The following is a 23041-nucleotide window of genomic DNA, read 5'->3' as shown; positions in this document are numbered from 1 at the left end:
GACCGCGGCATCAAGGTCACGCCAGGCTCTTGCTCACCACCTCGAACACATCGGCGGAGAGCGCGCCGGACGCCAGGATACGTTCCAGCTCGGCTTTCATCAGCGCCTGGCGGGCACTGTCGTATTTGCGCCAGCGGGTCAGCGGCGCCAGTTGCCGCGAGGCGATCTGCGGGTTGAAACCGTTGAGCTGGATCACCAGGTCCGCCAGGAAGCGATAGCCCGAACCGTCGGCGGCGTGGAAGTTGATCAGGTTCTGTCCGGCGAATGCACCGATCAGCGCCCGCACCTTGTTCGGGTTCTTGATGTTGAACGCCGAGTGCTCCATCAAAGCCTTGACCCGCGCCAGGCCACCCGGCAGCGGGCTGCCGGCCTGGACGCTGAACCATTGGTCCATGACCAGCGGGTTGCCCTTGAAGTTTTCCGCGAACACTTCCAGAGCCTTGGCCTTCTCGGCTTCGAACGGCGAATTGACCAGCACTGCCAGCGCGGTCAGGCGCTCGGTCATGTTATCGGCGGTATCGAACTGCTCCAGGGTCGCGCTCAGCACCTCGGGCTTGTCGGTAAGCATCAGGTACGACAATGCGATGTTCTGCAATGCGCGACGGGCGAAATGCTCGGCCTCGGCCACGTATGGCGTGCGTTTCGACAGGTCGCGGTTGGCTTCATAGCGCAGCCACAGGGCTTCGAACAGGTTATCGGCCAATTGCTGGCGGGCGAACTCGCGAGCAGCATGGATCGCCTCGACGTCAGCCACTTCGCTGATTTCCGTCAGATAGGCTTCACTCGGCAGCGACAGCATTTCCGCGACCATGGCCTGATCCAGGGATTCGTCCGACAGCACCGTGCGCAAGGCGCTGACCAGACGCGGATCCAACGACAGGCTGGTGCCCTGCTGATGCTGGGCGATCAGTTCCTGCAACACCTGCACCGACAATTGCTGGCCGGCATCCCAGCGGTTGAAACCGTCGCTGTCGTGCTGCATCAGGAACATCAGTTGGTCGCGGTTGTACGGGAAGCTCAGTTTCACCGGTGCCGAGAAACCCCGCAGCAACGATGGCAAAGGTTGTTCGGCGATGTCGACAAAGGTGAAGGTCTGCTCGGCTTCGGTCACCGAGATCACCCGGGACGTGCCGCTCGCAGCGGCTTCACCGGCCAGGCGCAACGGGATTTCGGCGCCCTTGCTGTCGAGCAGGCCCAGTTCGACGGGAATCACGAACGGCAGCTTTTCCTGCTTGTCCGGGGTCGGCGGGCAGCTCTGGCTGAAGGTCAGGCTGTAAGTCTTGGCCGTAGCGTCGTAGGACTCGCTCACCGCCAGCCGTGGCGTACCGGCCTGACTGTACCAGCGCTTGAACTGAGTCAAGTCGACGCCATTGGCATCTTCCATGGCCTTGATGAAGTCATCGCAGGTCACGGCCTGGCCATCATGGCGTTCGAAATACAGATCACTGCCCTTGCGGAAACCCTCAGGCCCTAGCAGGGTGTGGATCATGCCAACCACTTCCGAGCCCTTTTCGTACACGGTCAGGGTGTAGAAGTTGGAGATCTCGATGAAGCTGTCCGGACGCACCGGGTGGGCCATGGGGCCGGCGTCCTCGGCGAACTGGTGGGTGCGCAGGTAGGCCACGTCCTGGATACGCTTGACGGTGGCGGAGTTCATGTCGGCCGAGAACCCGGCATCGCGGAACACCGTGAAACCTTCCTTGAGCGACAGCTGGAACCAGTCGCGGCAGGTCACGCGGTTGCCCGACCAGTTGTGGAAGTATTCGTGGGCGACGATCGCCTCGACCCGCTGGTGCGCGGCATCGGTGGCGGTTTCGGCGCGGGCCAGCACGGCGCTGGAGTTGAAGATATTGAGGCCCTTGTTCTCCATGGCGCCCATGTTGAAATCGTTGACCGCAACGATCATGAAGATGTCCAGGTCGTATTCACGCCCGTACACTTCCTCGTCCCAGCGCATCGACTTCTTCAGGCTGGTCATGGCGTGCTGGCACTTGTCGATGTTTTCCGGCTCGACATAAATGCGCAGGGCCACGGTGCGCTCGCTCATGGTGGTGAAGGTGTCTTCGACGCACCACAAGTCACCGGCCACCAGGGCAAACAGGTAGGCAGGCTTCTTGAACGGGTCTTCCCAGGTCGCCCAATGGCGGCCGTCTTCGCCAGGACCGCTGGCAATCGGGTTGCCGTTGGACAACAGCACCGGATAGCTGTGCTGCTCGGCCACCACGGTGGTGGTGAACTTGCTCATCACGTCCGGGCGGTCGAGGTAGTAGGTGATCTTGCGGAAACCTTCGGCCTCGCACTGGGTGCAGAACATGCTGCCGGATTTGTACAGGCCTTCCAGGGCGGTGTTGGTTTCCGGGTGGATCCTGACGGTAGTATCGACCGTGAAGGCCTGGGCCTTGGGCTGCAGGGTCAGATGACTGTCGTCCAACTGGTAGTCGCCCTGCCCCAGGTCGGCGTCATCGAGCTTGAGCGAAACCAGTTCCAGGTGCTGGCCATCGAGCACCAGCGGTGGCAGCCCGGCCCCGCGCTCGGGGTTGCGGCGCATCACCAGTTGCGCATGGACCAGGCTGTGGTCCTCGAACAACTCGAAGGTCAGGTGCGTCTCGTCGATCAGGTATTCGGGGGCCTGATAGTCCTTCAGGTAGATCATCTTCGGTTGTTCGGTGCGCATGGGTCGAGTCCTTCTACTGATGCACGGCGAGCTGGTAGGCCGTGTATTTACGAATGTTGATCACGCCGGTGTCGAAAATCAGGTACTGGCCCTTGATCCCCAGCAGCGTGCCTTCAGCAATCGGGTTCTTGTCCAGGTTGAAACTGACGATCTTGGCCGGGTATTGCTCCACCGGATAACGGATCTCGATAGGCTCGACGTCCGCTATGGTCTGGATCGCCTGTAAGCCAAAACGTTCCTGCAAACCCTGCAATCCCTGGGCGCAGCTTTCGAACAGCGAGTCACGGATCGCCGGCAGGTCCACCGCCACGGCGTCGCCCTTGAGCAATGCGCGCCAGTTGGTCTTGTCCGCCACCTGGCTGCGGAACAGGTCTTCGACAAACCCCGATTGCTGACGCGTGGCGACCCGCAGGATCGGCAGCGCCTGGCTGGCGCCCTGGTCCAGCCAGCGGGTCGGCAATTGCGTGGCACGGGTAATGCCGACCTTCACGCCCGAGGAATTGGCCAGGTAGACCACATGATCGGTCATGCAGAACTGCTCGCCCCAGGCCGGCTCACGGCAGGTGCCCGCCTCGAAATGGCAGCGTTCGGGGCTCATGATGCACAGGTCGCACTGGGCCAGCTTGGTCATGCAAGGGTAGCAATAGCCCTGGCTGAAGCTGGTCTTGGTCCTGCGCCCGCAATGGGTGCAGTGGATCGCACCGAGAAACTCCAGGCGCACCGTGCTGCCAATCAACGGGTTGACCGGCACCTCGGCATCGCCCAGGCGAAAGGCGTATTGAACAGTCGGCCCGTCAAGGCGCGCCGACATCTTGCTGATTGCACCGCGGCCAATCTCGATCAATGGATGGCGTCCGACTTGAACAGGATATTCGGGACGGTGGTCGACTTCGACTGGCACTCCTGCGGGCCCATGTAGCCGGTGCGCTCGTCTTCGGGCAGGTTCTGGATCTCCCAGGCGATCATCGCTTGCAGCGACAACTCGCGCTGCTCGGCGGTGAGCTTGTTGCCATCGGCCCATTTACCGATTTCCACCGCCAGTTTCAGGCTTTGGTAGATGTCAGGGGTGATGTTCTCGATCATTTCTGCAAAAGACGACATGTTAAGCAATCTCCAATAATGTCGCGGGTTCCAAGGCAAAGCACGACTGACCGCCGTGTGGGCACTCGCTGTTTAGAATTCCCTGGACAGCTTGACCTGGGCCAGCTCTTTTTCCAGCGAGTGCCTGAATATCTGTGGCGCGGCAAAGGTGTACGCGGCAAACCCCAGCCATAGCCAATCAATCACCTGGGCCACCTGCGGGTAGCCCTGGGCCGTCAGGGTGATGACCACCACCCGATAGACCACGAACATGAGCAACAACACCACGATGGCGCGACTGGCGCTGCGCTCGCTCATCCAACTGTTGAATCGCCACCATGTTCCCAGAAACAGACTGCTGCGAGCCTTGACGGCAGTCAGCAAGTGCAGCGCGGCCCGGTCATTGGCGTTTTCCTGCAAGGCCCAGATCGCGTGCTCGCGCGCGCCCTCGACGTCACCTTCGCGCAATAGCAAGTGCCCGAGTACCACCACGGCCCCGGTATGCCCTGGCTCGGCCTGCAAGGCCTGGCGGGCGAACTGATGCGCTTGCCCCCACTGGCCGCTGGCACGATAAAACTGGGCCATGGCCACCAGGTTGGACGCATCGTCGGGGGCCAGTTCCAGGGCTTTTTCCAATGGTTCGCGGCTTTGTTCCAGGCGGCCGGTCAACTGGTAAAGGTCGGCCAGCGTGCGGTAGTTGACCGGATTGAGCGGTTCCATATCCAGCAACTGGGTCAAGTGTTCCTGGGCCAGCTTGAACTTGCGCAAGGCAATGGCAACCTGGGCGGCAGCGTAATGGGCGAGCGGCAACTGTGCATCGGCCAGCAGCGCCAACTGCACCTCGCGCCTGGCGGCATGCACGCGGCGCAGATTGATCAGGCACACCGCCAGCAACGCATGGGCTTCGGCCGAGTCCGGATCGCTCGCCAGCAATTGGCGCAGCGCATCGATGGCACCGTCGTAATGGTCGGCCTGCAAGCGTTGATACGCCAGTTGCAGCAGATAATCGGTATTCATCAGCTCACCACCAGATACCAGAGAGTGGCAGGCACCCACTTGATGACCATGCCCTTGAGCACGAACGCGCCAATCAACACCACTGGCAAACCGAAGCGGTTCAGCACGCCACCGTAGTATTGGTAGATCTCGATGGTCGCGTTCTGCTGCATGAACAGCAGATAGCCGATGGCAAGCTTCCACACCACCAAGGTCAACAAGGCGTACTGAATCTGCGCCTGGCTCTGGATGTACCCCGCCTCTACCAATTGCAGCAATCCCAAACCGATGAGCAGGCTGCCCACCAGGCAAAGGCCGGCCAGCAACCATTCACGCACCCGGGTCGGGCTGCCCACCGCGATGGCGTTGAAGACAAACCACGGCAAGCCGAGCCAGGCGCCCCCCAACATCAGCCCCAGCAGCGGCCAGAAAGGCGAGACGGCCCACTTGGCCAGGGCGCCCGGACGTGGCTCGTCCTCAATGCGATAACCACCGTACTGCGCCATCAGCGACCCTTCCCGTGTTTGTCGAGGAAGGCCAGCACTTCGTCGTACTGGTTGCCTTCATTGGCATAGCGCGCGTAGTTGCGCGCCGTGGTCAGCCATTCCAGGGTGGTTGCCCGCACTTCCTTGAGCGCCTGCTTGAAATGCCGGTCGCAGATCGGTTGCTCGCTCGCGCCGCTGATGGACTCTTCGATCGCTTCGTCAGCGGCGGTTTCCACCAACTCACCCAGGTCCGCACCGGAAAAGCCCGAGGTGTTTTTCGCCAGGAAGGCAAAGTCGATGTCCTCGGCCGTTGGACGACCTTCCATCATCAGCTTGAGCATGGCTTCCCTGGCTGGCCGGTCGGGTGGTGGCACGAACAACACCCGGTCAAAACGCCCCGGGCGCCTGAAGGCCGAGTCCACCGACCAAGGCACGTTGGTCGCGGCGAGGATCAGTACGCCGTGGTTGTCCTTGGTAAAACCGTCCATCTCGGACAGGAACTGGCTGACCAGCTTCGAAGAGGTCGAGTCCCGGGTGTTGGAACGCTTGCCACCCAAGGCCTCGACTTCATCGAAAAACATTACCGCCGGAGCCTGGGCACGGGCCTGTTCGAACAGCGCGTGCAACTTGCGCTCGGATTCGCCGATGTACATGTCCAGGACATCGGAAATGGCCACGTTGAAGAACGTCGCCTTGCACTCCCCGGCCGTGGCCCGCGCCAGCATGGTCTTGCCACATCCCGGAGGCCCATAGAGCAACACGCCCCCGCCGACCCGCTTGCGAAAGCGCTGGAACAGGCCGGGCTTCTGGTAAGGCAGGATGATTTTCTTGTGAATGGTTTTCTTCAGCTCGTCCAGGCCACCGATGTCATCGAAGGACAGGGCTTCCTTTTCCGGCACCAACAGGCGCCGGACCTCGGTCTGGTCGGTGTTGTCATTGGAGATCACGCGCAAGCGCGGACGCCCTTGCGCAGCGGAAAAGTCGGTCACGGATACGTTCAAGCGACGCCATAGCGCCATGTCTTCCAGGGCCGGGTTGGCGTCTACCGCGGCACGGTATTCCACCTGGGCTTCCTTCATCTGCTCAAGGGCTGCGAAGGCGCGCGCCCTGAGCATCCGCGCGGCAGGCTCGTTGCCTTCAATCAGGCCGAGGGCCCGTTGCGCCTGGCTCGCGGCGATACATAACCTGGCCGCGGCCATTTTCAAGGCCTGGGCATCGCTCCATTGCTCAAGATCGGCAGGCAACAACCCAAGCCCGCGCTCGTACTCGCTGCGCTCGACACTGGCGTCGAGCAACAGTGTCAGCAGCGCGACGTTACCGGGGGCAGCCAGGAGCGCGGCCTCCAGTTGGTCGAACGTCGAATCATCCATGGCACTTCCTCAAAAAATGCGTTCGCGTGACAGACAGTCTCACTGCACCACCTCCGGCCGCTCGACATCGACCCAGACAAACTTGTGCGGGTCCAGACGGGTTTCCTGGTCCAGGCGATAAGCAACCAGTTTGCCGTAGAGCACCGCACTGTAATCCAGGCAGGCCAGGTTCGGACGAATCGGCGCGGGTTTACCGCTGCGCCAATAGTGGCCGACGAACAGCAAGGGTTCATGGGCGCCATAGCGCAACAGGTTGTTTTTTTCATCCGGCGACAGCGGCGTACGGGCCACCGGCTCCGGCAAGGCGTCGGGCTGGAACACGATGTCGCCGTAGGTCTGCGGGTTGTCTTCCCAGAACTTGGTGCGGAAAAACGAACGGGTCAGGCCATCGCCACCGGTCAGCGTCAGGCCATGGGGCAGGCGCATGTCGGTGCCGCGCAGCAAACGATCGAACACCGTGCAGGCAAAACTGCCCGGTTGCGCCGAGGCCTGGAGGAAATGCTCGTCGACACAACCGTCCGGGAACAGCCCACGCAACGGTTCGATCAGGCCCGCATCCCAACAGGCGTGCACCACCCGGAACCGACCGGCATCGACAAACAGCGGCAGGTCATAGAACCATTCGAGGAAGTCATGCCAATCACCGGGATGCTGCTCGAACTGGGTCAGGGTCTCGTGGAGCAAGCGGGCGTGGCGCGGCGTGTGCTCGCGCACATAGCGCTGGCCACTGCCGGGCAAGGCCGGTGTGCTCCAACCCAGGGCGTTGAACTCGTGGTTGCCCATGATGCACAGCGCCTGGCCGGCCACGACCATATCATGGACGATGTGCAGCGCTTCACGAATCCGCGGGCCACGGTCGATGATGTCCCCCAGGAACACGGCCATGCGCGACGGATGCCGCCAGACCCCGCCCTGCTTGTGGTAACCGAGTCGGTCCAGCAGGTGTTCCAGGGTCAGGGCGCATCCGTGCACGTCACCGATCAAATCGTAACTGCGCGCAGGATCGAGCATCAGTCGCCTCCACCCCCCAACCGACTGCCCCAGCCGAGCTTGGTCCGGCAGACTTCGTAGTAATTGTGATCCAGCGGATGGATCAGGCGCAGCTTCTGCGCTTTCTTGCTGACGGTGATGGTGTCACCCGGCGCGCAGGTGAAATGGTTCTGGCCGTCACAAGACACTTGCGGGTAGATCTGCATATCCTTGGACACGACGATTTTCAGCTCACTGTTGCCATCGACCACAATCGGTCGCCCAGACAAGGTATGGGGGTACATGGGCACGATCACAATAGCGTCGAGCTTGGGGTGCATGATCGGCCCGCCGGCTGAAAGCGCGTAAGCCGTGGAACCGGTCGGGGTCGCGACGATCAGGCCGTCGGCCTTCTGGCTGCAGACGAACTGACCGTCGATGTACAGTTCGAATTCGATCATGCGCGTGGATTTGCCGGGGTGCAGCACCACGTCATTGAGGGCATCGCCCTGGCCGATGGCCTCGGCGTGACGGCGGACCTCGGCTTGCAGCAGGAAGCGGTTTTCCACCAGGTAATGGCCGTCCAGCACCTCGGCGACCTTGGTCTCCAGCTCGTCAGGGCGGATATCGGTGAGGAACCCCAGGCTGCCCCGGTTGATCCCCAGCACCGGGATATTGTGCCGCGCCAGGGCCCGGGCGGCCCCCAGCAGGCTGCCGTCGCCGCCAACCACGATCACCATGTCGCAGACTTCGCCGAGCATCTTGCGCGACGAGGTCTGCAGGCCATGGCCCGGCAACACTTCGGCGATGGTATCTTCGAGGATCACATGCAGGTGCCGCTCCAGGAGGAAACGTTTGAGACGGCGAACGGTGTCCAACACCTGCGAACTGCCCAGGCGACCGATGATGCCGATATTGCGAAATTGCTCCATGAGGCTCCTGCGAGGGTCTGCGGCGGGCGAAAACCACGATTATGGGCGAAAGCGCTCCATAGACAAAATTCTTTAAGCCTTGCCACAGGCTATGCTCGCAAAATGATCCTGTTCCCTGAATTGCTGGACTTGCCCCGCCGCCTACGCCATCCCGAAGTGCGCGACCTCGCGTGGGCGATCATCGCCCCGCCGATGCTCATCGACACGCCCTGGCCCCAGCGCCATCCCCTGGCCGGCAGTGACTGGGTGCAGGATCCCCATCGACTGGAACACTGGCTGCGGCAATTGGACCGCGACAGCTACCCATTGCTGCACTGCCTGTCCCAAGGGCGGACACGACGCCTGGGCCTGTATTACGAAAGGCTCTGGCAGTTTGCCGTGCAGCATGCCCCGGGCATCGAATTGATCGCCGCGAATCTGCCGATCCGGCGCGAAGGCCATACGCTGGGCGAACTGGACCTGCTGCTGCGCGATCGCGACGGCATCCACCACCTGGAGCTGGCCATCAAGTTGTACCTCGGGCCGCAGGACGGCAATGGCCGGGACGCCGCGCAGTGGCTCGGGCCGGGCTGTCACGACCGGCTCGACCGTAAACTGGCGCATCTGCGCGAACACCAACTGCCGATCTCGGCCCGCCCGGAAAGCCGTGAGGCCTTGGCGACCTTGGGCATTGAACCGGCCGGCCTCGAGTCGTTTCGCTCCGAGCTCTGGCTCGGCGGCTACCTGCTTTATCCCTGGCCGGGCCGGGCCGACCCGCCAACCGGTGCGCACCCTCGGCATTTACGGGGCAGTTGGCTGCATCAGCGTGATTGGCCAGCATTCGTCGACCAACGTCCACCAGGGCGCTGGCAACCCCTGCCCCGCGCCGCCTGGCTGGCCCCGGCCCACTATCCGGCGGAGCAGACCTGGGACACCTCGCAACTGGAAGCCTGGCGAATGGCCCTCGAGCCCGTGGCGCCGGCGCAGCTGATGGTGCGCCTGACTGAAAATGCCGAGGGGGAGTGGGAGGAAGCCGAGCGGGTATTCCTGGTGGCCGATCTTTGGCCGAATGTGCCGGGGAATGGGTGAGTTTTGTGGTGCCTGGGTAGCCGTCTTCGCGAACAAGCCCGCTCCCACATTGGAATGCATTCTCCTGTGGGAGCGGGCTTGCTCGCGAAGGGGCCGCTACGGTTTAAAGTGACAACCGCAAAGCCAACGCCGCCAACGTCACCAGCAACACCGGCACCGTAAGCACGATCCCGACCTTGAAGTAATACCCCCAGCCGATCCGGATATTCTTGCGCTCCAGCACATGCAGCCACAGCAACGTCGCCAGGCTGCCAATCGGTGTGATTTTCGGGCCCAGGTCGCTGCCGATGACGTTGGCGTAGATCATCGCCTCCTTCACCACCCCGGTGGCCTGGCTGGCATCGATGGACAAGGCGCCGATCAGCACCGTCGGCAAATTGTTCATCACCGACGAGAGCAACGCCGTCAGCACGCCGGTGCCCATCGCCGCACCCCACACGCCATATTCGGCGAAACCGTCGAGCCAGTGGGCCAGGTAGCCGGTCAGCCCGGCGTTGCGCAGGCCATAGACCACCAGGTACATACCGAGGGAGAAAATCACGATCTGCCAGGGCGCTTCCTTCATCGCCTTGCGGGTGGAAATCTTGTGACCGCGGGCCGCGACTGCCAGCAGCAACGCCGCACAGACCGCGGAGATCGCACTGATGGGAATCCCCAGCGGCTCCAGGGCAAAGCAGCCCAACAACAGGATCACCAACACCACCCAACCGGCATAAAACGTCGCCTTGTCGTGGATCGCCGTCGCCGGATCGTCCAGTTGATGCGGATCGTAGTCACGCGGGATGTCGCGACGAAACAGCCACAGCAGTATCGCCAGGCTCGCCGCCACACTGACCAGGTTCACCGGCACCATGACCGCCGCGTAGCGATTGAACCCAATGCCGAAGAAGTCCGCCGAGACGATGTTCACCAGGTTCGACACCACCAGCGGCAGGCTCGCGGTATCGGCAATGAAACCCGCCCCCATCACGAACGCCAGGGTCGCCGCCGGAGAAAAACGCAACGCCAGCAACATCGAAATCACGATGGGCGTCAGGATTAGCGCCGCCCCGTCATTGGCAAACAGCGCCGACACCAGCGCCCCTAGCAGCACCATGAACGCAAACAGCTTGCGCCCACTGCCCTTCCCCCAACGGGCCACATGCAAGGCCGCCCAGGCGAAGAAGCCCGCCTCGTCCAGCAGCAGGCTGATGATAATCAGCGCGACAAAGGTCCCGGTGGCGTTCCAGATAATCTGCCAGACCAGCGCAATGTCACCGACCTGCACCACCCCGCTCAACAAGGCCAGCAACGCGCCAAGCGTCGCGCTCCAGCCAACGCCAAGCCCCCTGGGCTGCCAGATCACCAGCGTAATGGTCAGCAGGAAAATCAACGACGCGATGAGCATGCGCAACAGCCTTGAAAGAAGGTTTGAAAAGAGGAAATCAGCAGCAACGCGCCACCGGACGATCAACCATGGCAACCAAACGCTCGACATCGGCCATCAGCCATGCCGTGTTGGCGGCCAACGCCTGCTCCAGCAAGGTGCTGACCCAGGACGGCAACTGCGGATGCAGACGGTAGTAGACCCATTGCCCTTGGCGCCGATCGCTGAGCAGGCCAGCGCTGCGCAGCTGCGCCAGGTGCCGGGAGATCTTCGGCTGGCTCAGGCCCAGCGCGGCGGTGAGCTCGCAGACGCACAACTCGCCTTCGCGGGCCAACAGCAGCGCAATGCGTGTACGAGTGTCATCGGCCAGGGCCTTGAAGACATCGACGGGGTTGTGGGAATCAGACATGGCGATAGAAAGCCTGGATGAGCGAAGGGCGAATATATGGAGATTCGAATATTCAGTAAAGCGCGGATTGAAGGGGGGCGCACTTGTGGCGAGGGAGCTTGCTCCCGCTGGACTGCGAAGCAGGCCCTGGAGCGGTTGCTGCGCAACCGAGCGGGAGCAAGCTCCCTCGCCACAAGCCAGCTCCCTCGCCACAGGGTTTACCTGAAATCTCGGGGCATCAAACCTTCTTGTGTTGCTCGACCCACTTGCCATAGGCATTGATGAACGTTTGCAGGAAAGGCCGCACCGACTCCGACAGCTTGCCCGCCTCGTCAAACGCCGTCCCGGCACCGCTCAGGTAGGCTTCCGGCTGCTGCATGCAGGGAACGTCGAGGAATACCAGCGACTGGCGCAAATGATGGTTGGCACCGAAACCGCCGATGGCACCCGGCGAAGCACTGATCACCGCACCCGGCTTGCCACTCAGGCAACTCTGGCCGTAGGGACGCGAACCGACGTCGATGGCATTTTTCAACGGTGCCGGCACCGAGCGGTTGTACTCAGGCGTAACGAACAACAAAGCATCAGCCGCGCCCACCTGTTGACGGAATGTGGTGTAGGCTGCCGGCGGTGTTACGTCAATGTCTTCGTTATAAAGCGGCAACTCGCCGATCTCGACGATGTTCAACTTGAGGTTGGCTGGCGCCAGGTCAGCCAGTGCCAGGGCGACCTTGCGGTTGATCGATGCCTTGCGCAGGCTGCCCACTAAAACGGCCACTGTGTAGACATTACTCATGAGAGGCTTCTCGACTGTCGGCTCAAAGGAGCCTTCAGTTATAGATGATCGGGAGGACAATTGGACCAGTGGAACGACGAAAACCGGTCGGCTGGACTATTTTTTTCATGTAGGAAAACTTACCGCGCTTGACCAGGGTCTACAGAACCGCAAATCGAGTGATTTATTTCCAGAGGTTCTAAGCAATGGCAGCAGTACTTGTCGGACAATTTCATGCGAGGGACGCCGAAGGTCGCGTCTATTCAGTGCATGAGTTTCAGGAATCGACCCCGTCGCCCGACGGAAACGGCAAGGAGCCTGTCACCACCTATAAGCTGGCGATCGGTGATCGAGTCAAGAAACTCAACGAGGACGAGTTTGAATTGGTGCAGACCGGCATCAAGTTAACGCGCGAACCCGAAACGCAAATAGCGCTGTAACCAGTTGGTTATGAGCAGAAGTCATGCCCGGACTTGGGTTAGGATTCAGCCATTCAATGGCTCACCCGCCGAACATGGACTTCTTGCATGCGTTTACGCCACATCGAAGTGATCCAGGCGCTGCTGCAGACCGGCCACCTCGGCACGGCGGCCGAATGGCTGCAACTGCCGGTGGCGGAGGTCGAGGCGATCCTGCGCGATGCCGAGACCCAATTGGGCTTCATGCTGTTTGCCAGCGTGCGCGGACGCTTGCAGGCCACCCGGGAAACCCTTGAGCTGCGTGACGGCATCACGCGGGTGTACGACACCCTCGAGCCGGTGCAGCGGCTGGCCAGCAGCCTGAAGCACTATCAGGCACCCCCTCTGCGTATCATCTGCACCCCGCCGCTGGCCCAACAATTATTACCCCAGAGCATCGCCGCCCTGCGTCGACGTCATCCGGATGCGCCTTGCACCTTACTCAGCCAACCGACCCGCGACATCGTCCACAGCTTGCTATTGCGTGAAGCCGACCTGGGACTGAGCCTGCACGCCCCTGAACACCCCGACATCCATTGCCAGATGATCGCCCAGGGCAAACTGCAATTGCTGGCGCCCCACGGCTGGCTGCAACCACGGCAGAAATACGTTTCGCTACAGGACCTGGCAGGCCAGTCGTTGGTGGGGCTCGATGGCCATGACCCGCTAAGCCCGGCGTTCGAGCATAAACTGGCGGCGCTACGCCCGGCACCGGTGATCCAGATTCGCGTACAGACACATCAGATGATGCGCGCCATGGTCGAGGCCGGCGAAGGCCTGGCCATCGTCGACCCTTTCACCGCCTCGGGCGCCAAGGACGGTGGCCTGGACGTCTGCCCGGTGTCGCCCGCTATCCCGATTGGTCTCTATGCCCTGAGCCTGAACGGCACGACGCCCTCGCCCGCCGTTCAATCGCTGCTGGAACGGGTTACGGAACAAGCCGAGGCGTTGCTGGGCCACTGATCGACATGCCCAACGGATCGTCGAACAGCCGATACCAGAACAACGCCACTTCAGCGGTATGTCGGTCAATGCCGCGATAGCGCAAGTGATCGATGCCGCCGAGCACATAACCGCAGCGCTCATAGAGCCGGCAGGCCCCCAGGTTGTTGTTCTGGGTTTCCAGCATGATCCCCGGCAGTTTCTTCTTGCGACTCCAGAAGTGAGCGACGTCGAGCAGCGCCTTGGCCACCCCGTGGCGCCGCGCCGGGGCATGCACCGCCAGTTCGTCGATGTGAGCGAAACCGTTCCAGTTGGTACTGACCACGATGTGCCCCACTGGCTGATCGTCGAGATAGGCCATGAAGATCTCGCTGTCCGGGGCATCGCGAAAGCTGCTGAACTCTTCGGGATCGATGCCGTAGCACTTGCGATAGGGAACGATGGGCGTCACCGGCCACTGGCTCACGGGCCGACCTATCTGCGCCGTACCGTAGTCGCTGACTTCGAAACTGAAATCACTGCCCCATATATAGGCGGCGAAGCCATCATCGACAACGCGCACCGACAACCCCGGGTGCTTGGGATTCATGACCGGTTGCATACTGGGGAAGGTCCTCATTCCTTGAGGCAACCAACGGCGTATTGCCATCCATTGCCCTTGCCTTTCAAGTCTTCACACATCAAGCGGGATCCATAGCCTGCCCGTTACCTCAGGTTAGAAGGTCGTGGCGATTGTGGCGAGAAATGAACAATTGGTTGGTGGCATCCTTTAGTAGGAGCGGGCTTGCTCACGAAAGCGGTGGGTCAGCTTGCATGTGTGCTGAGCGTACCGACACCTTCGCGAGCAAGCCCGCTCCCACAGGGGTTCATCAGTTCGCCGCGGCCTGCGCCTCGGCCAACTGCGTCCACAATGCCGGAGCACCTGCGGACTTGGCGATGGCTTCCAGACGCGCGGCATGTTCGGCCAGGTCGCTTTCGCTGGCACGGATGATCCGCGCTGGCTGACGGTCAGCGGGCAAACGGCGGATTTCCGTGGCCTGGTTGCCGGAGCCTTCGCCAGTACCATTGCCGTCCGAGGCGTTGCCGGCCAGGGACAGGCTGGTCTGGCCACCGGTCATGGTCAGGTAGACGTCGGCCAGGATCTCGGAGTCGAGCAAGGCGCCGTGCAGTTCACGGCCGGAGTTGTCGACACCGTAGCGCTTGCACAAGGCATCGAGGCTGTTGCGCTGCCCCGGGTGACGCTCCCGGGCCATCATCAGGGTATCGAGGATGGTGCAGTGCTGGGTAATGTCAGCCCGGTCGTGCTGGCCCATCAGGGCAAATTCGTTGTTGATGAACCCAACGTCGAACGCCGCGTTGTGGATGATCAACTGCGCGCCCTGGATGAATTCGAAGAACTCATCGGCCACTTCGGCGAAACGCGGCTTGCCCACCAGGAATTCGTTGGTAATGCCGTGCACGCCAATGGCGCCCTCGTCACTTTCACGATCCGGTTGCAGGTAAACGTGGAAATGGCGACCGGTCAGGCGCCGACCGATCAGCTCGACACAACCGATTTCAATAATCCGGTGACCATCGGTCACCGGCATGCCGGTGGTTTCGGTATCCAGCACTACAGATCTGTTGGCCATCAGTGTTCAGCTCTCAACGGGCAGTCTTGCAAAAGCGCGGATCTTAACACGCTCTTGTCGCAAGGGGATTTACCTGGGAGCCAGGCTCCTGGAAGCAAGTGATGAACGAGAGCAAACACTGTGGGAGCAAAGCTTGCTCGCGATAAAGATCATGCGGTCTTTCAGGAAAACCAGGGCGCCTGTGTCGCGAGCAAGCTTTGCTCCCACACAAGTGCCCGGGCCACAGGGGCGCAACCGAGAATCAAGCCTGCTTGTAACCCCGCACCTCATCCACCCCACGATTGGCCAACTGATCGGCCCGTTCATTGCCGTGGTGGCCGATGTGGCCGCGCACCCATTTCCAGGTGACGTTGTGGCGATTGACCTGCTCATCCAGCAATTTCCACAGGTCGGCGTTTTTCACCGGCTCCTTCGCCGCCGTCTTCCAGCCGCGTTTCTTCCAGTTGGCCATCCACTCGTTGATGCCTTTCATGACGTACTGCGAGTCGGTCACCAGCAGCACATCGCAAGGCCGCTTGAGTTCTTCCAGGCCACGGATCGCGCCCATCAGTTCCATGCGATTGTTGGTGGTATTGGCTTCGCCGCCCCAGAGTTCCTTCTCCACGCCCTTGCACACCAGCAACGCGCCCCAGCCACCCGGACCGGGGTTGCCCTTGCAGGCGCCATCAGTGAAGAGTTCTACGCTATCGCTCATGCCAATCTATCCAGAAAAAAAATGCGAAGACCCGCCGATCGGGCCCGACAACACCCGCAGCCCAATGCCGGCAAGAACCATCGAAAAGGTTACGGCTCGATGTGGCGACGATTGACCTTGGCCATCGGCAAGGGAATCAGCTTGCCCATCGGCTCGCGTCGCGCCTGGCGTACCGGGCGCAGCCCGACCGCAATCTTGCGCGCCACCAATAGATAGAAACCGCCGCCGGACAGTTGCCAGTCACCAGCCTTGCGCTCCCACCCAGCCAGGCGCGCCTGCCACTTGGGCGAGGCAAGCGGCGGACGATAGCACCCGAAGCGGCGTTTCTCCAGCGCGAAGCCCAGCAGGTTGAGCCAATCGCCGACCCTTGAGGCCGAGATGCAGCGGGCCTGGCGCAAGGCGTCGTGGGCGAACACGTGACGCAACCCCCAACTGCTCCAGGGATTGATACCGACGATCAACAGATGGCCACCAGGACGCACGCTGCTGGCGGCTTCACGCAGCAAGCCATGGGGCGACAGGCAGAAGTCCAGGCCGTGCTGCAAGACCACGACGTCGGCGGCATGTTCGCTCAAGGGCCAGGCCTGCTCCTCGCAGACGATCTCCACCCCGGGCAACGGCGCGCCCAGGCGCACGTTACGCTGGACCTGCGGTGCCGACGGCGGGGTCTGGGCCGAAGGCCCGTAATGCACCAGGTAGCCGCCGAAGAACCGACCCAACTCGTCTTCGAGCATGCGCCGTTCTTCTTCCAGCAAAAATTGCCCGACAGGGCCGGACAGCCATTCACGGGCGGCGCTGATCAACGCCAGCCAGTCAGGATCAGCCTGAGCGAACGCTTCATCGGTCATTGCATTCTCCAACGCGTCAGGAAGTTCTAAGATGCGCCTTTGTTTTCCGCTTGGCGAATTCCACGATGATACAGATCAGTGCCCTGCCCGCATTCACCGATAACTACATCTGGTTGTTACAGGATCATGCCACCCAGCGCTGCGCCGTGGTCGACCCGGGTGACGCCGCGCCAGTGCAGGCCTGGCTCGAAGCCCATCCGGGCTGGGTCCTGAGCGACATCCTGGTCACCCACCATCACCATGACCATGTCGGCGGCGTCCAGGCGCTGAAAAATGCGACGAACGCCACCGTCCATGGCCCGGCCAGCGAAAACATCCCGGCGCGGGACCAGGCCCTCAATGACAACGACACGGTCAGCGTGCTCGGCTGGGACTTCGATGTCTACGCCGTGCCCGGCCATACGCTGGGGCACATCGCCTACTACCACCATGGCCTGCTGTTCTGTGGCGACACCCTGTTCGCCGCCGGTTGCGGCCGACTCTTCGAAGGTACGCCGACGCAAATGCACCACTCGCTCAGTCGCCTCGCCGCCCTGCCTGAAGATACGCTGGTCTACTGCACCCATGAATATACCCTCGGCAACCTGAAATTCGCCGCCGCGGTGGAGCCAGGCAACCCGGACATCGCCGCCCGCCTGGAAAAAGTCAGCCGGCAACGCAGCGAAGGCATCATGACGCTGCCCTCGACCCTGGCCCTGGAAAAGCTCACCAATCCGTTCCTGCGCACGACTGAAACATCCGTTAAACAAAAAGCAGACGAACGGATCGGCCAGCGAAACCAGACGCCGAGTGAGGTTTTTGCGGCCTTGAGGGCTTGGAAAGATACGTTCTAAGGCAGCTATCGATTGATACAAAAATTCTGAAAGGTTGACCTGTTGGGGTGCGCTTCCTAGAATCGGCCGACATTTTTGCCCGGAACTTACTTCCAGCCAATGTCGTCATCTATACGCAGGTCCGTCCAGTCAGACACATTGACCCGCTTGGCTCAAGCCATCGCGGTGGCTGTGTCCGCCACCTTGGCGGGCTGCCAGAGCACGAGCCAGCTGCCGCAGACCGACGCGGCCCACACGCCGAATATCGCCGCCCGCGCCAAACAGAAGCCGGTATGGCTCACTGAAAAACCCAGCCCCCAAGTACCCCAGGACATCTGGGAGCGCATGCGCCAGGGCTTCCAGTTGCAGGAAACCGCCGGGGTCAATCCACGTATCGAGCAACAGCGCCTGTGGTTCGCCAGCAACCCCTCCTTCCTGGAAAACGCCGGTGAGCGCGGCAGCCTGTACATCCATTACATCGTCGAACGCCTCGAAGAGCGCAACATGCCGCTGGAGCTGGCGCTGCTGCCGGTGATCGAGAGTGCCTACAACCCCATGGCCTATTCCCGGGCCAACGCAGTGGGCCTATGGCAATTCATCCCGTCCACGGGGCGTTACTTCAACCTGCGCCAGACCCGCTTCTATGACGGGCGTCGCGATATCACCGCTTCCACCACGGCCGCCATGGACTACCTGACGCGCCTGCATGACATGTTCAACGGCGACTGGTTGCTGGCGCTGGCGGCCTACAACGCCGGCGAAGGCACGGTCAGCCGCGCCATCGAGCGCAACGAGAAGCTCGGCCTGCCCACCGACTACTGGAACCTGCCGCTACCCAGCGAGACCCAGGCCTATGTGCCGAAGCTGTTGGCGCTGTCCCAGGTGGTGCTGTCGCCCGATGCCTATGGCGTGAACCTCAACCCGATCGCCAACGAACCGTATTTCCAGGTCGTCGAGATCAACCAGCGCATGGACCTTTCCAAGGTCGCGGCAGTGGCCAATATCGACGAAGACGAGCTGTTCCAGCTCAACCCGGCCTTCAAGCAGCGCACCACCATCGACGGCCCGCAGCACCTGCTGGTGCCAACATCCAAGGCTCAGTTGCTGACCGCCAGCCTCTCGACCATGCGCCCGGAAGAGCTGATCAGCCAGCGCTCGCTCAAACCAGTCTTTGAAAATGTCGACGACAGCGAAGTGGAAGGCGCAAGACGCACCTACCGCGTCAAGCGCGGCGAGAACCTGGCCCAGATTGCCAAGGCCAACAACGTCCAGACCAAAGACCTGCAACGCTGGAACAAACTCAGCGGCAACAAGCTCAAGGTCGGCCAGACCCTGGTGATGCAGGACGCCAAGCCGAACAAGGCCACCGGCAAGCGCATCAGCACCGTGGTAGCCGCCAATACCAAGGACCAGAAGAAGCAGACCCAGTACAAGGTCAAGCAAGGCGACTCGCTGTATGTGGTAGCCAAGCGCTTCAACGTGGAAATGCAGCACCTCAAGCGCTGGAACCCGCGAATGGGCAAGGCACTCAAGCCTGGGCAGATGTTGACGGTCTACTCCCCGCACTAAGGTGACCGGGGAGCTTTGTGTGGTGAGGGGTTCATCCGTGGGAGCAAGGCTTGCCCGCGATGGCCACACTGCGGTTTAACAGTTGAACCGCGATATCGTTCATCGCGGGCAAGCCTTGCTCCCACAGGTCAAAGCTCCCACAAAGAGGATAAATCCCCTCACCAGAGGTTCTGCGCTCGGCCGGTATCCGCTTAGCCGACTGGCACCCCCCTCTAAACCCCGCCTTTTTCCTGCCGATACAAGCTGTTACTGTACAGGTCATAAAAGCCCAAGCCGCCTGGTTCGGATCTCAGATTTGACACGTCCCCTCCTCCTGCTCCTGATCAGCCTGGCCTTGAGCTTCCCCGCCAGCGCAACCATCAGCGAAAGCCATGGCTATGCGCAGTTCGGCACGCTCAAGTATCCGGCCAGGTTCACCCACTTCGACTGGGTCAACCCGCAAGCGCCCAAGGGCGGAGTCTTGCGGGTCATGGCATTCGGCACCTTCGATACGCTCAACCCCTATACATTCAAGGGCAGCAGCCCGGTTTCCACGCCCAATTTCCTGCAATACGGCATCAATGAGCTGAACGAACCGTTGATGGTCGGCACCGGCCAATACGCCCCGTCCGGCGATGAGCCGACGTCCAGCTATGGCCTGATCGCCCAATCGGTGGAATACAGCGAAGACCGCAGTTGGGTGGTGTTCAACCTGCGACCCGAAGCACGGTTTCACGATGGCGTGCCGATCACCGCCTATGACGTGGCGTTCTCCTACAGGACGCTGCTCAAGGAAGGCCATCCGCAATACCGCACCAACCTGCAGGAAGTGCTGCGGGTCGACATTCTCAACCCGCTGAAAATCCGCTTTGTCTTCAAGCGCGCGGGCAATCCGTTGCTGATCCTGCGCCTGGGCGAACTGCCGGTGTTGCCCCAGCACTACTGGAAAGACCGCGACTTCAAGGCGACGACCTTCGACCCGCCCCTGGGCAGCGGACCTTATCGCATCACCAAAGTACAGCCAGGCCGCCAACTGGTGTTCGAACGGGTCAAGGATTACTGGGGGAAGGACCTGCCAGTCAATCGCGGCAAATACAACGTCGACCGCATGGACGTGGAGTTCTATCGCGACAGCGAAGTGGCCTTCGAAGCCTTCAAGGCTGGCGAGTTCGATATCTACATCGAACACCAGGCCAAAAACTGGGCCAACGGCTATGACTTCCCGGCGATCAAGCGTGGCGACGTGATCAAGGCGCAGATTCCCCACCAGATCCCGACCCAGACCCAGGGCCTGTTCATGAACACTCGGCGCGCTACGTTTGCCGAGGTCAAGGTGCGTGAAGCCCTGGGGCTGATGTTCGATTTCGAGTGGACCAACCGCACCCTGTTCAGCGGCGCCTACAAGCGCACCCTCAGTTACTACCCCAACAGCGAATTCTCCGCTACCGGCCTACCGGTGGGCCATGAATGGCTGTTGCTCAAGCCCTACCGGGAACAACTGCCGGCCAAACTGCTCACCGAACCCTTCAGCTTGCCCAGGACCGATGGGCGCGGCATTCCCCGGGAAACCCTGCGCAAAGCCTTGGGGTTATTGAAGGAAGCCGGCTGGACCCTCAACGGCCAACGCCTGCTGAACGCCGACAGCCAGCCCCTGAGCTTCGAAATCCTGCTGGTGAACCCGAACCTGGAGCGCATCCTGCAACCCTACGTCGAGAACCTCGCCAGTATCGGCATCCAGGCCCGGCTGCGCACGGTGGACCGCGCCCAGTACAAGCAGCGCCTGGACCAGTTCGACTTCGACATGATCCTGCTGACCTTGAACCAGACCCTCAGCCCGGGCCTTGAGCAATGGCAGTACTTCCACTCCAGCCAGGTCGGGGTCAAGGGCAGCAAGAACTACGCCGGGATTGCCAACCCGGTGGTCGACCATCTGCTGGAAAAGCTGCTCGCCGCCCAGACCCGCGACGAACAGGTCGCCGCCGGCAAGGCCCTGGATCGCGTGCTGCTGTGGCAGCATTACTGCATCCCCAACTGGTATCTCAATTATCATCGCCTGGCGTACCGCAACCGGTTCGCCTTCGTCACCACGCCGCCCTACACCCTGGGCCTGAGCGCATGGTGGCTGAAATCTTCGGAGAAAGATCAATGAAGCCTTTGCGCGCCCTGCTCCTGCAGGCCAGCAGCCTGTTATTCGCCGGGCTGGCCTGTGCCGCGCCACAGCATGCCGTGACCTTGTACAACGAGCCACCGAAATACCCGGCCGACTTCAAGCATTTCGACTACGTCAACCCGGACGCACCCAAGGGCGGCGTGTTTCGCCAGGGCGGCTTCGGTGGCTTCGACAGCCTCAACCCGTTCATCAGCAAAGGCGTGCCCGCCGATGACATCGGCCTGATCTACGACACCCTGGCCAAGCAGGGCCTGGACGAACCGTTCACCGAATACGGCCTGATCGCCGAAAAAATCGAGAAAGCCCCGGACAATGGTTGGGTGCGCTTCTACCTGCGCCCCGAAGCCCGGTTCAACGACGGCCATCCGGTGCGCGCCGAAGACGTGGTCTTCAGCTTCCAGACCCTGACCAAGGACGGCGCACCGATGTTTCGCGGCTATTACAACGACGTCGCCGAAGTCATCGCCGAAGAACCGCTCAAGGTGCTGTTCAAATTCAAGCACACCAATAACCGCGAGCTGCCGCTGATCCTCGGCCAACTGCCGGTATTGCCGAAACACTGGTGGGCCGAGCGCGACTTCAGCAAGGGCAACCTGGAGATCCCCCTGGGCAGCGGTCCCTACAAGGTCACCGAAGTGAAGGCCGGTCGCTCGATCCGCTATGAACGGGTGAAGGACTATTGGGGCAAGGACTTGCCGGTCAATCGCGGCTTCTACAATTTCGACGTGCTGGTCACCGACTACTATCGCGACAACACCGTCGCGGTCGAGGCCTTGAAAGCCGGGCAATTCGATTTCTGGCTGGAAATGACCGCCAAGAACTGGGCCAATGCCTACAACATCCCGGCCGTGACCGAAGGCCGGTTGATCAAGGAACAGATTCCCAACGGCAACCCCACTGGCATGCAGGGCTTCGTCTACAACCTGCGCCGTCCGATCTTCCAGGATGTGCGGGTGCGCAAGGCCTTGAGCCTGTTGCTGGATTTCGAGTGGACCAACAAGCAACTGTTCAACGGCGCCTATGCCCGTACCCGCAGCTACTTCGAGAATTCGGAAATGGCCGCCACCGGCCTGCCCGGCGAAGACGAGTTGAAAATTCTCGAGCCCCTGCGCGGCAAGATTCCCGAGCAGGTCTTCACCGAAGCCTTCCAGCCTTCGGTGTGCGACGGCAGCGGCATGCTCCGCGACCAGCAGCGCAAGGCTTACCAATTGCTGCAAGAAGCCGGCTGGCGCATCGTTAACGACAAAATGGTCGATGCCCAAGGCAAACCGGTGGTGCTGGAATTCCTGCTGGCCCAGACCGAGTTCGAGCGGGTGCTGCTGCCGTTCAAGCGCAACCTGAGCGACCTGGGCATCGAACTGGTCATCCGTCGGGTAGACGTGTCCCAGTACATCAACCGCGTACGCTCCAGGGATTTCGACCTGGTGGTGGGCAGCTTCCCGCAATCCAGCTCGCCGGGGAATGAACAACGCGAATTCTGGATGTCCGCCGCCGCGGACAAACCCGGCAGTCGCAACACCATGGGCCTGAAGGACCCGGCCGTGGACCAACTGGTGGAACAACTGATCAACGCCGATTCGCGCAAGAGCCTGGTTGCCCACGCCCGGGCACTGGACCGGGTTCTGCAATGGGGCTACTACGTGATCCCCAACTGGCACATCAAGACCTGGCGCGTGGCCTACTGGAATCACATCGGTCACCCGAAAATCACGCCGACCTATGACATCGGCACCACGACCTGGTGGGTCAAGCCGGACACCAAGCCTGCCATCGAAGTAGAGAAACAAGTCATGGAACAACAGATCAACGCTGCCCCCGCGAGCGTGGAGTAACCC

Annotated in this window: 22 protein-coding genes; 7 read left to right on the top strand and 15 right to left on the bottom strand. The window is 61.5% G+C overall.

Features of this window, described 5'->3' with window-relative positions; all coding sequences use genetic code 11:
- Positions 1–16: 16 nt before the first annotated feature.
- The 8 genes from pepN to PSH86_RS13530 all read right to left on the bottom strand — a co-directional run bounded on the left by pepN (position 17) and on the right by PSH86_RS13530 (position 8506).
- Entirely contained in the window at positions 17–2674 is a 2658-nt protein-coding gene (pepN, locus tag PSH86_RS13565; protein WP_116832185.1) for an aminopeptidase N, read from the bottom strand.
- A gap of 13 nt (positions 2675–2687) precedes the next feature.
- A complete protein-coding gene (locus PSH86_RS13560; protein ID WP_116832184.1) occupies positions 2688–3518 on the bottom strand; it encodes a DUF2797 domain-containing protein in 831 nt (276 codons plus the stop codon).
- Entirely contained in the window at positions 3515–3775 is a 261-nt protein-coding gene (locus PSH86_RS13555; RefSeq protein ID WP_109756050.1) for a YeaC family protein, read from the bottom strand. Before PSH86_RS13555 ends, PSH86_RS13560 begins: the two co-directional genes overlap by 4 nt.
- 72 nt (positions 3776–3847) lie before the next feature.
- Complete coding sequence (locus PSH86_RS13550; RefSeq protein WP_109756049.1) at positions 3848–4771, bottom strand: lipopolysaccharide assembly protein LapB; 924 nt, start codon at positions 4769–4771, stop codon at positions 3848–3850.
- The gene (locus PSH86_RS13545; RefSeq protein WP_109756048.1) at positions 4771–5256 is read right to left on the bottom strand and encodes a hypothetical protein; all 486 of its coding nucleotides are present in this window, start codon (positions 5254–5256) and stop codon (positions 4771–4773) included. Before PSH86_RS13545 ends, PSH86_RS13550 begins: the two co-directional genes overlap by 1 nt.
- On the bottom strand, positions 5256–6605 hold the full coding sequence (locus PSH86_RS13540; protein WP_109756047.1) for an ATP-binding protein: 1350 nt from the start codon (positions 6603–6605) through the stop codon (positions 5256–5258). The genes PSH86_RS13545 and PSH86_RS13540 overlap by 1 nt, the downstream gene beginning before the upstream one ends.
- 39 nt (positions 6606–6644) lie before the next feature.
- Entirely contained in the window at positions 6645–7619 is a 975-nt protein-coding gene (locus PSH86_RS13535) for a metallophosphoesterase (RefSeq protein ID WP_176689558.1), read from the bottom strand.
- Entirely contained in the window at positions 7616–8506 is an 891-nt protein-coding gene (locus PSH86_RS13530) for an NAD(+) kinase (protein WP_003202709.1), read from the bottom strand. The genes PSH86_RS13535 and PSH86_RS13530 overlap by 4 nt, the downstream gene beginning before the upstream one ends.
- On the opposite strand from PSH86_RS13530, the gene PSH86_RS13525 reads away from it, so the two are divergent.
- Positions 8498–9574, top strand: a complete 1077-nt coding sequence (locus PSH86_RS13525; RefSeq protein WP_370873788.1) for a DUF1853 family protein — start codon at positions 8498–8500, stop codon at positions 9572–9574. The genes PSH86_RS13530 and PSH86_RS13525 overlap by 9 nt on opposite strands.
- A 103-nt stretch (positions 9575–9677) precedes the next feature.
- Here the strand turns inward: PSH86_RS13525 and PSH86_RS13520 are convergent, their stop codons facing one another.
- The 3 genes from PSH86_RS13520 to PSH86_RS13510 all read right to left on the bottom strand — a co-directional run bounded on the left by PSH86_RS13520 (position 9678) and on the right by PSH86_RS13510 (position 12124).
- Positions 9678–10961, bottom strand: coding sequence for an arsenic transporter (locus PSH86_RS13520; RefSeq protein WP_134923991.1), 1284 nt, complete (start codon positions 10959–10961; stop codon positions 9678–9680).
- A gap of 37 nt (positions 10962–10998) precedes the next feature.
- Complete coding sequence (locus PSH86_RS13515) at positions 10999–11349, bottom strand: metalloregulator ArsR/SmtB family transcription factor (RefSeq protein WP_109756043.1); 351 nt, start codon at positions 11347–11349, stop codon at positions 10999–11001.
- Positions 11350–11566: 217 nt separating this feature from the next.
- Positions 11567–12124, bottom strand: coding sequence for an NADPH-dependent FMN reductase (locus PSH86_RS13510; RefSeq protein ID WP_163853990.1), 558 nt, complete (start codon positions 12122–12124; stop codon positions 11567–11569).
- 185 nt (positions 12125–12309) lie between these two features.
- Between PSH86_RS13510 and PSH86_RS13505 the strand changes: the two genes are divergently transcribed.
- Positions 12310–12543, top strand: a complete 234-nt coding sequence (locus PSH86_RS13505; protein WP_014339045.1) for a hypothetical protein — start codon at positions 12310–12312, stop codon at positions 12541–12543.
- 87 nt (positions 12544–12630) lie between these two features.
- A complete protein-coding gene (locus PSH86_RS13500) occupies positions 12631–13524 on the top strand; it encodes a LysR family transcriptional regulator (protein WP_305490241.1) in 894 nt (297 codons plus the stop codon).
- Here the strand turns inward: PSH86_RS13500 and PSH86_RS13495 are convergent.
- From PSH86_RS13495 to PSH86_RS13480, 4 genes are all read right to left on the bottom strand, one after another.
- Positions 13490–14104: a GNAT family N-acetyltransferase gene (locus PSH86_RS13495; RefSeq protein ID WP_116832180.1), complete on the bottom strand. Its 615-nt coding sequence runs from the start codon at positions 14102–14104 to the stop codon at positions 13490–13492. The two genes, PSH86_RS13500 and PSH86_RS13495, sit on opposite strands and share 35 nt — an antisense overlap.
- A gap of 268 nt (positions 14105–14372) precedes the next feature.
- Positions 14373–15134 carry a DNA polymerase III subunit epsilon gene (gene dnaQ, locus PSH86_RS13490; protein WP_109756038.1) on the bottom strand — a complete coding sequence of 254 codons (762 nt, stop codon included), beginning with the start codon at positions 15132–15134 and terminating at the stop codon, positions 14373–14375.
- A gap of 241 nt (positions 15135–15375) precedes the next feature.
- Positions 15376–15828, bottom strand: coding sequence for a ribonuclease HI (rnhA, locus tag PSH86_RS13485; protein ID WP_030142629.1), 453 nt, complete (start codon positions 15826–15828; stop codon positions 15376–15378).
- 89 nt (positions 15829–15917) lie between these two features.
- Positions 15918–16676: a methyltransferase domain-containing protein gene (locus tag PSH86_RS13480; RefSeq protein WP_109756037.1), complete on the bottom strand. Its 759-nt coding sequence runs from the start codon at positions 16674–16676 to the stop codon at positions 15918–15920.
- A 65-nt stretch (positions 16677–16741) separates the two neighbouring features.
- Here PSH86_RS13480 and gloB point away from each other — a divergent pair, with 65 nt between their 5' ends.
- The 4 genes from gloB to PSH86_RS13460 all read left to right on the top strand — a co-directional run bounded on the left by gloB (position 16742) and on the right by PSH86_RS13460 (position 23038).
- Positions 16742–17509: a hydroxyacylglutathione hydrolase gene (gloB, locus tag PSH86_RS13475; RefSeq protein ID WP_305490240.1), complete on the top strand. Its 768-nt coding sequence runs from the start codon at positions 16742–16744 to the stop codon at positions 17507–17509.
- 99 nt (positions 17510–17608) lie between these two features.
- A complete protein-coding gene (locus PSH86_RS13470) occupies positions 17609–19057 on the top strand; it encodes a transglycosylase SLT domain-containing protein (protein WP_109756035.1) in 1449 nt (482 codons plus the stop codon).
- A 295-nt stretch (positions 19058–19352) separates the two neighbouring features.
- Entirely contained in the window at positions 19353–21185 is a 1833-nt protein-coding gene (locus tag PSH86_RS13465; RefSeq protein ID WP_109756033.1) for an extracellular solute-binding protein, read from the top strand.
- Positions 21182–23038 (top strand): extracellular solute-binding protein, encoded by a 1857-nt coding sequence (locus tag PSH86_RS13460; RefSeq protein WP_109756032.1) that lies wholly within the window; start codon positions 21182–21184, stop codon positions 23036–23038. Before PSH86_RS13465 ends, PSH86_RS13460 begins: the two co-directional genes overlap by 4 nt.
- The last annotated feature ends 3 nt before the right edge of the window (positions 23039–23041 follow it).

The sequence above is a fragment of the Pseudomonas sp. FP2300 genome, assembly GCF_030687595.1.
Taxonomy (GTDB): domain Bacteria; phylum Pseudomonadota; class Gammaproteobacteria; order Pseudomonadales; family Pseudomonadaceae; genus Aquipseudomonas; species Aquipseudomonas bijieensis.
This window is presented reverse-complemented; position numbering and strand designations above follow the sequence as displayed.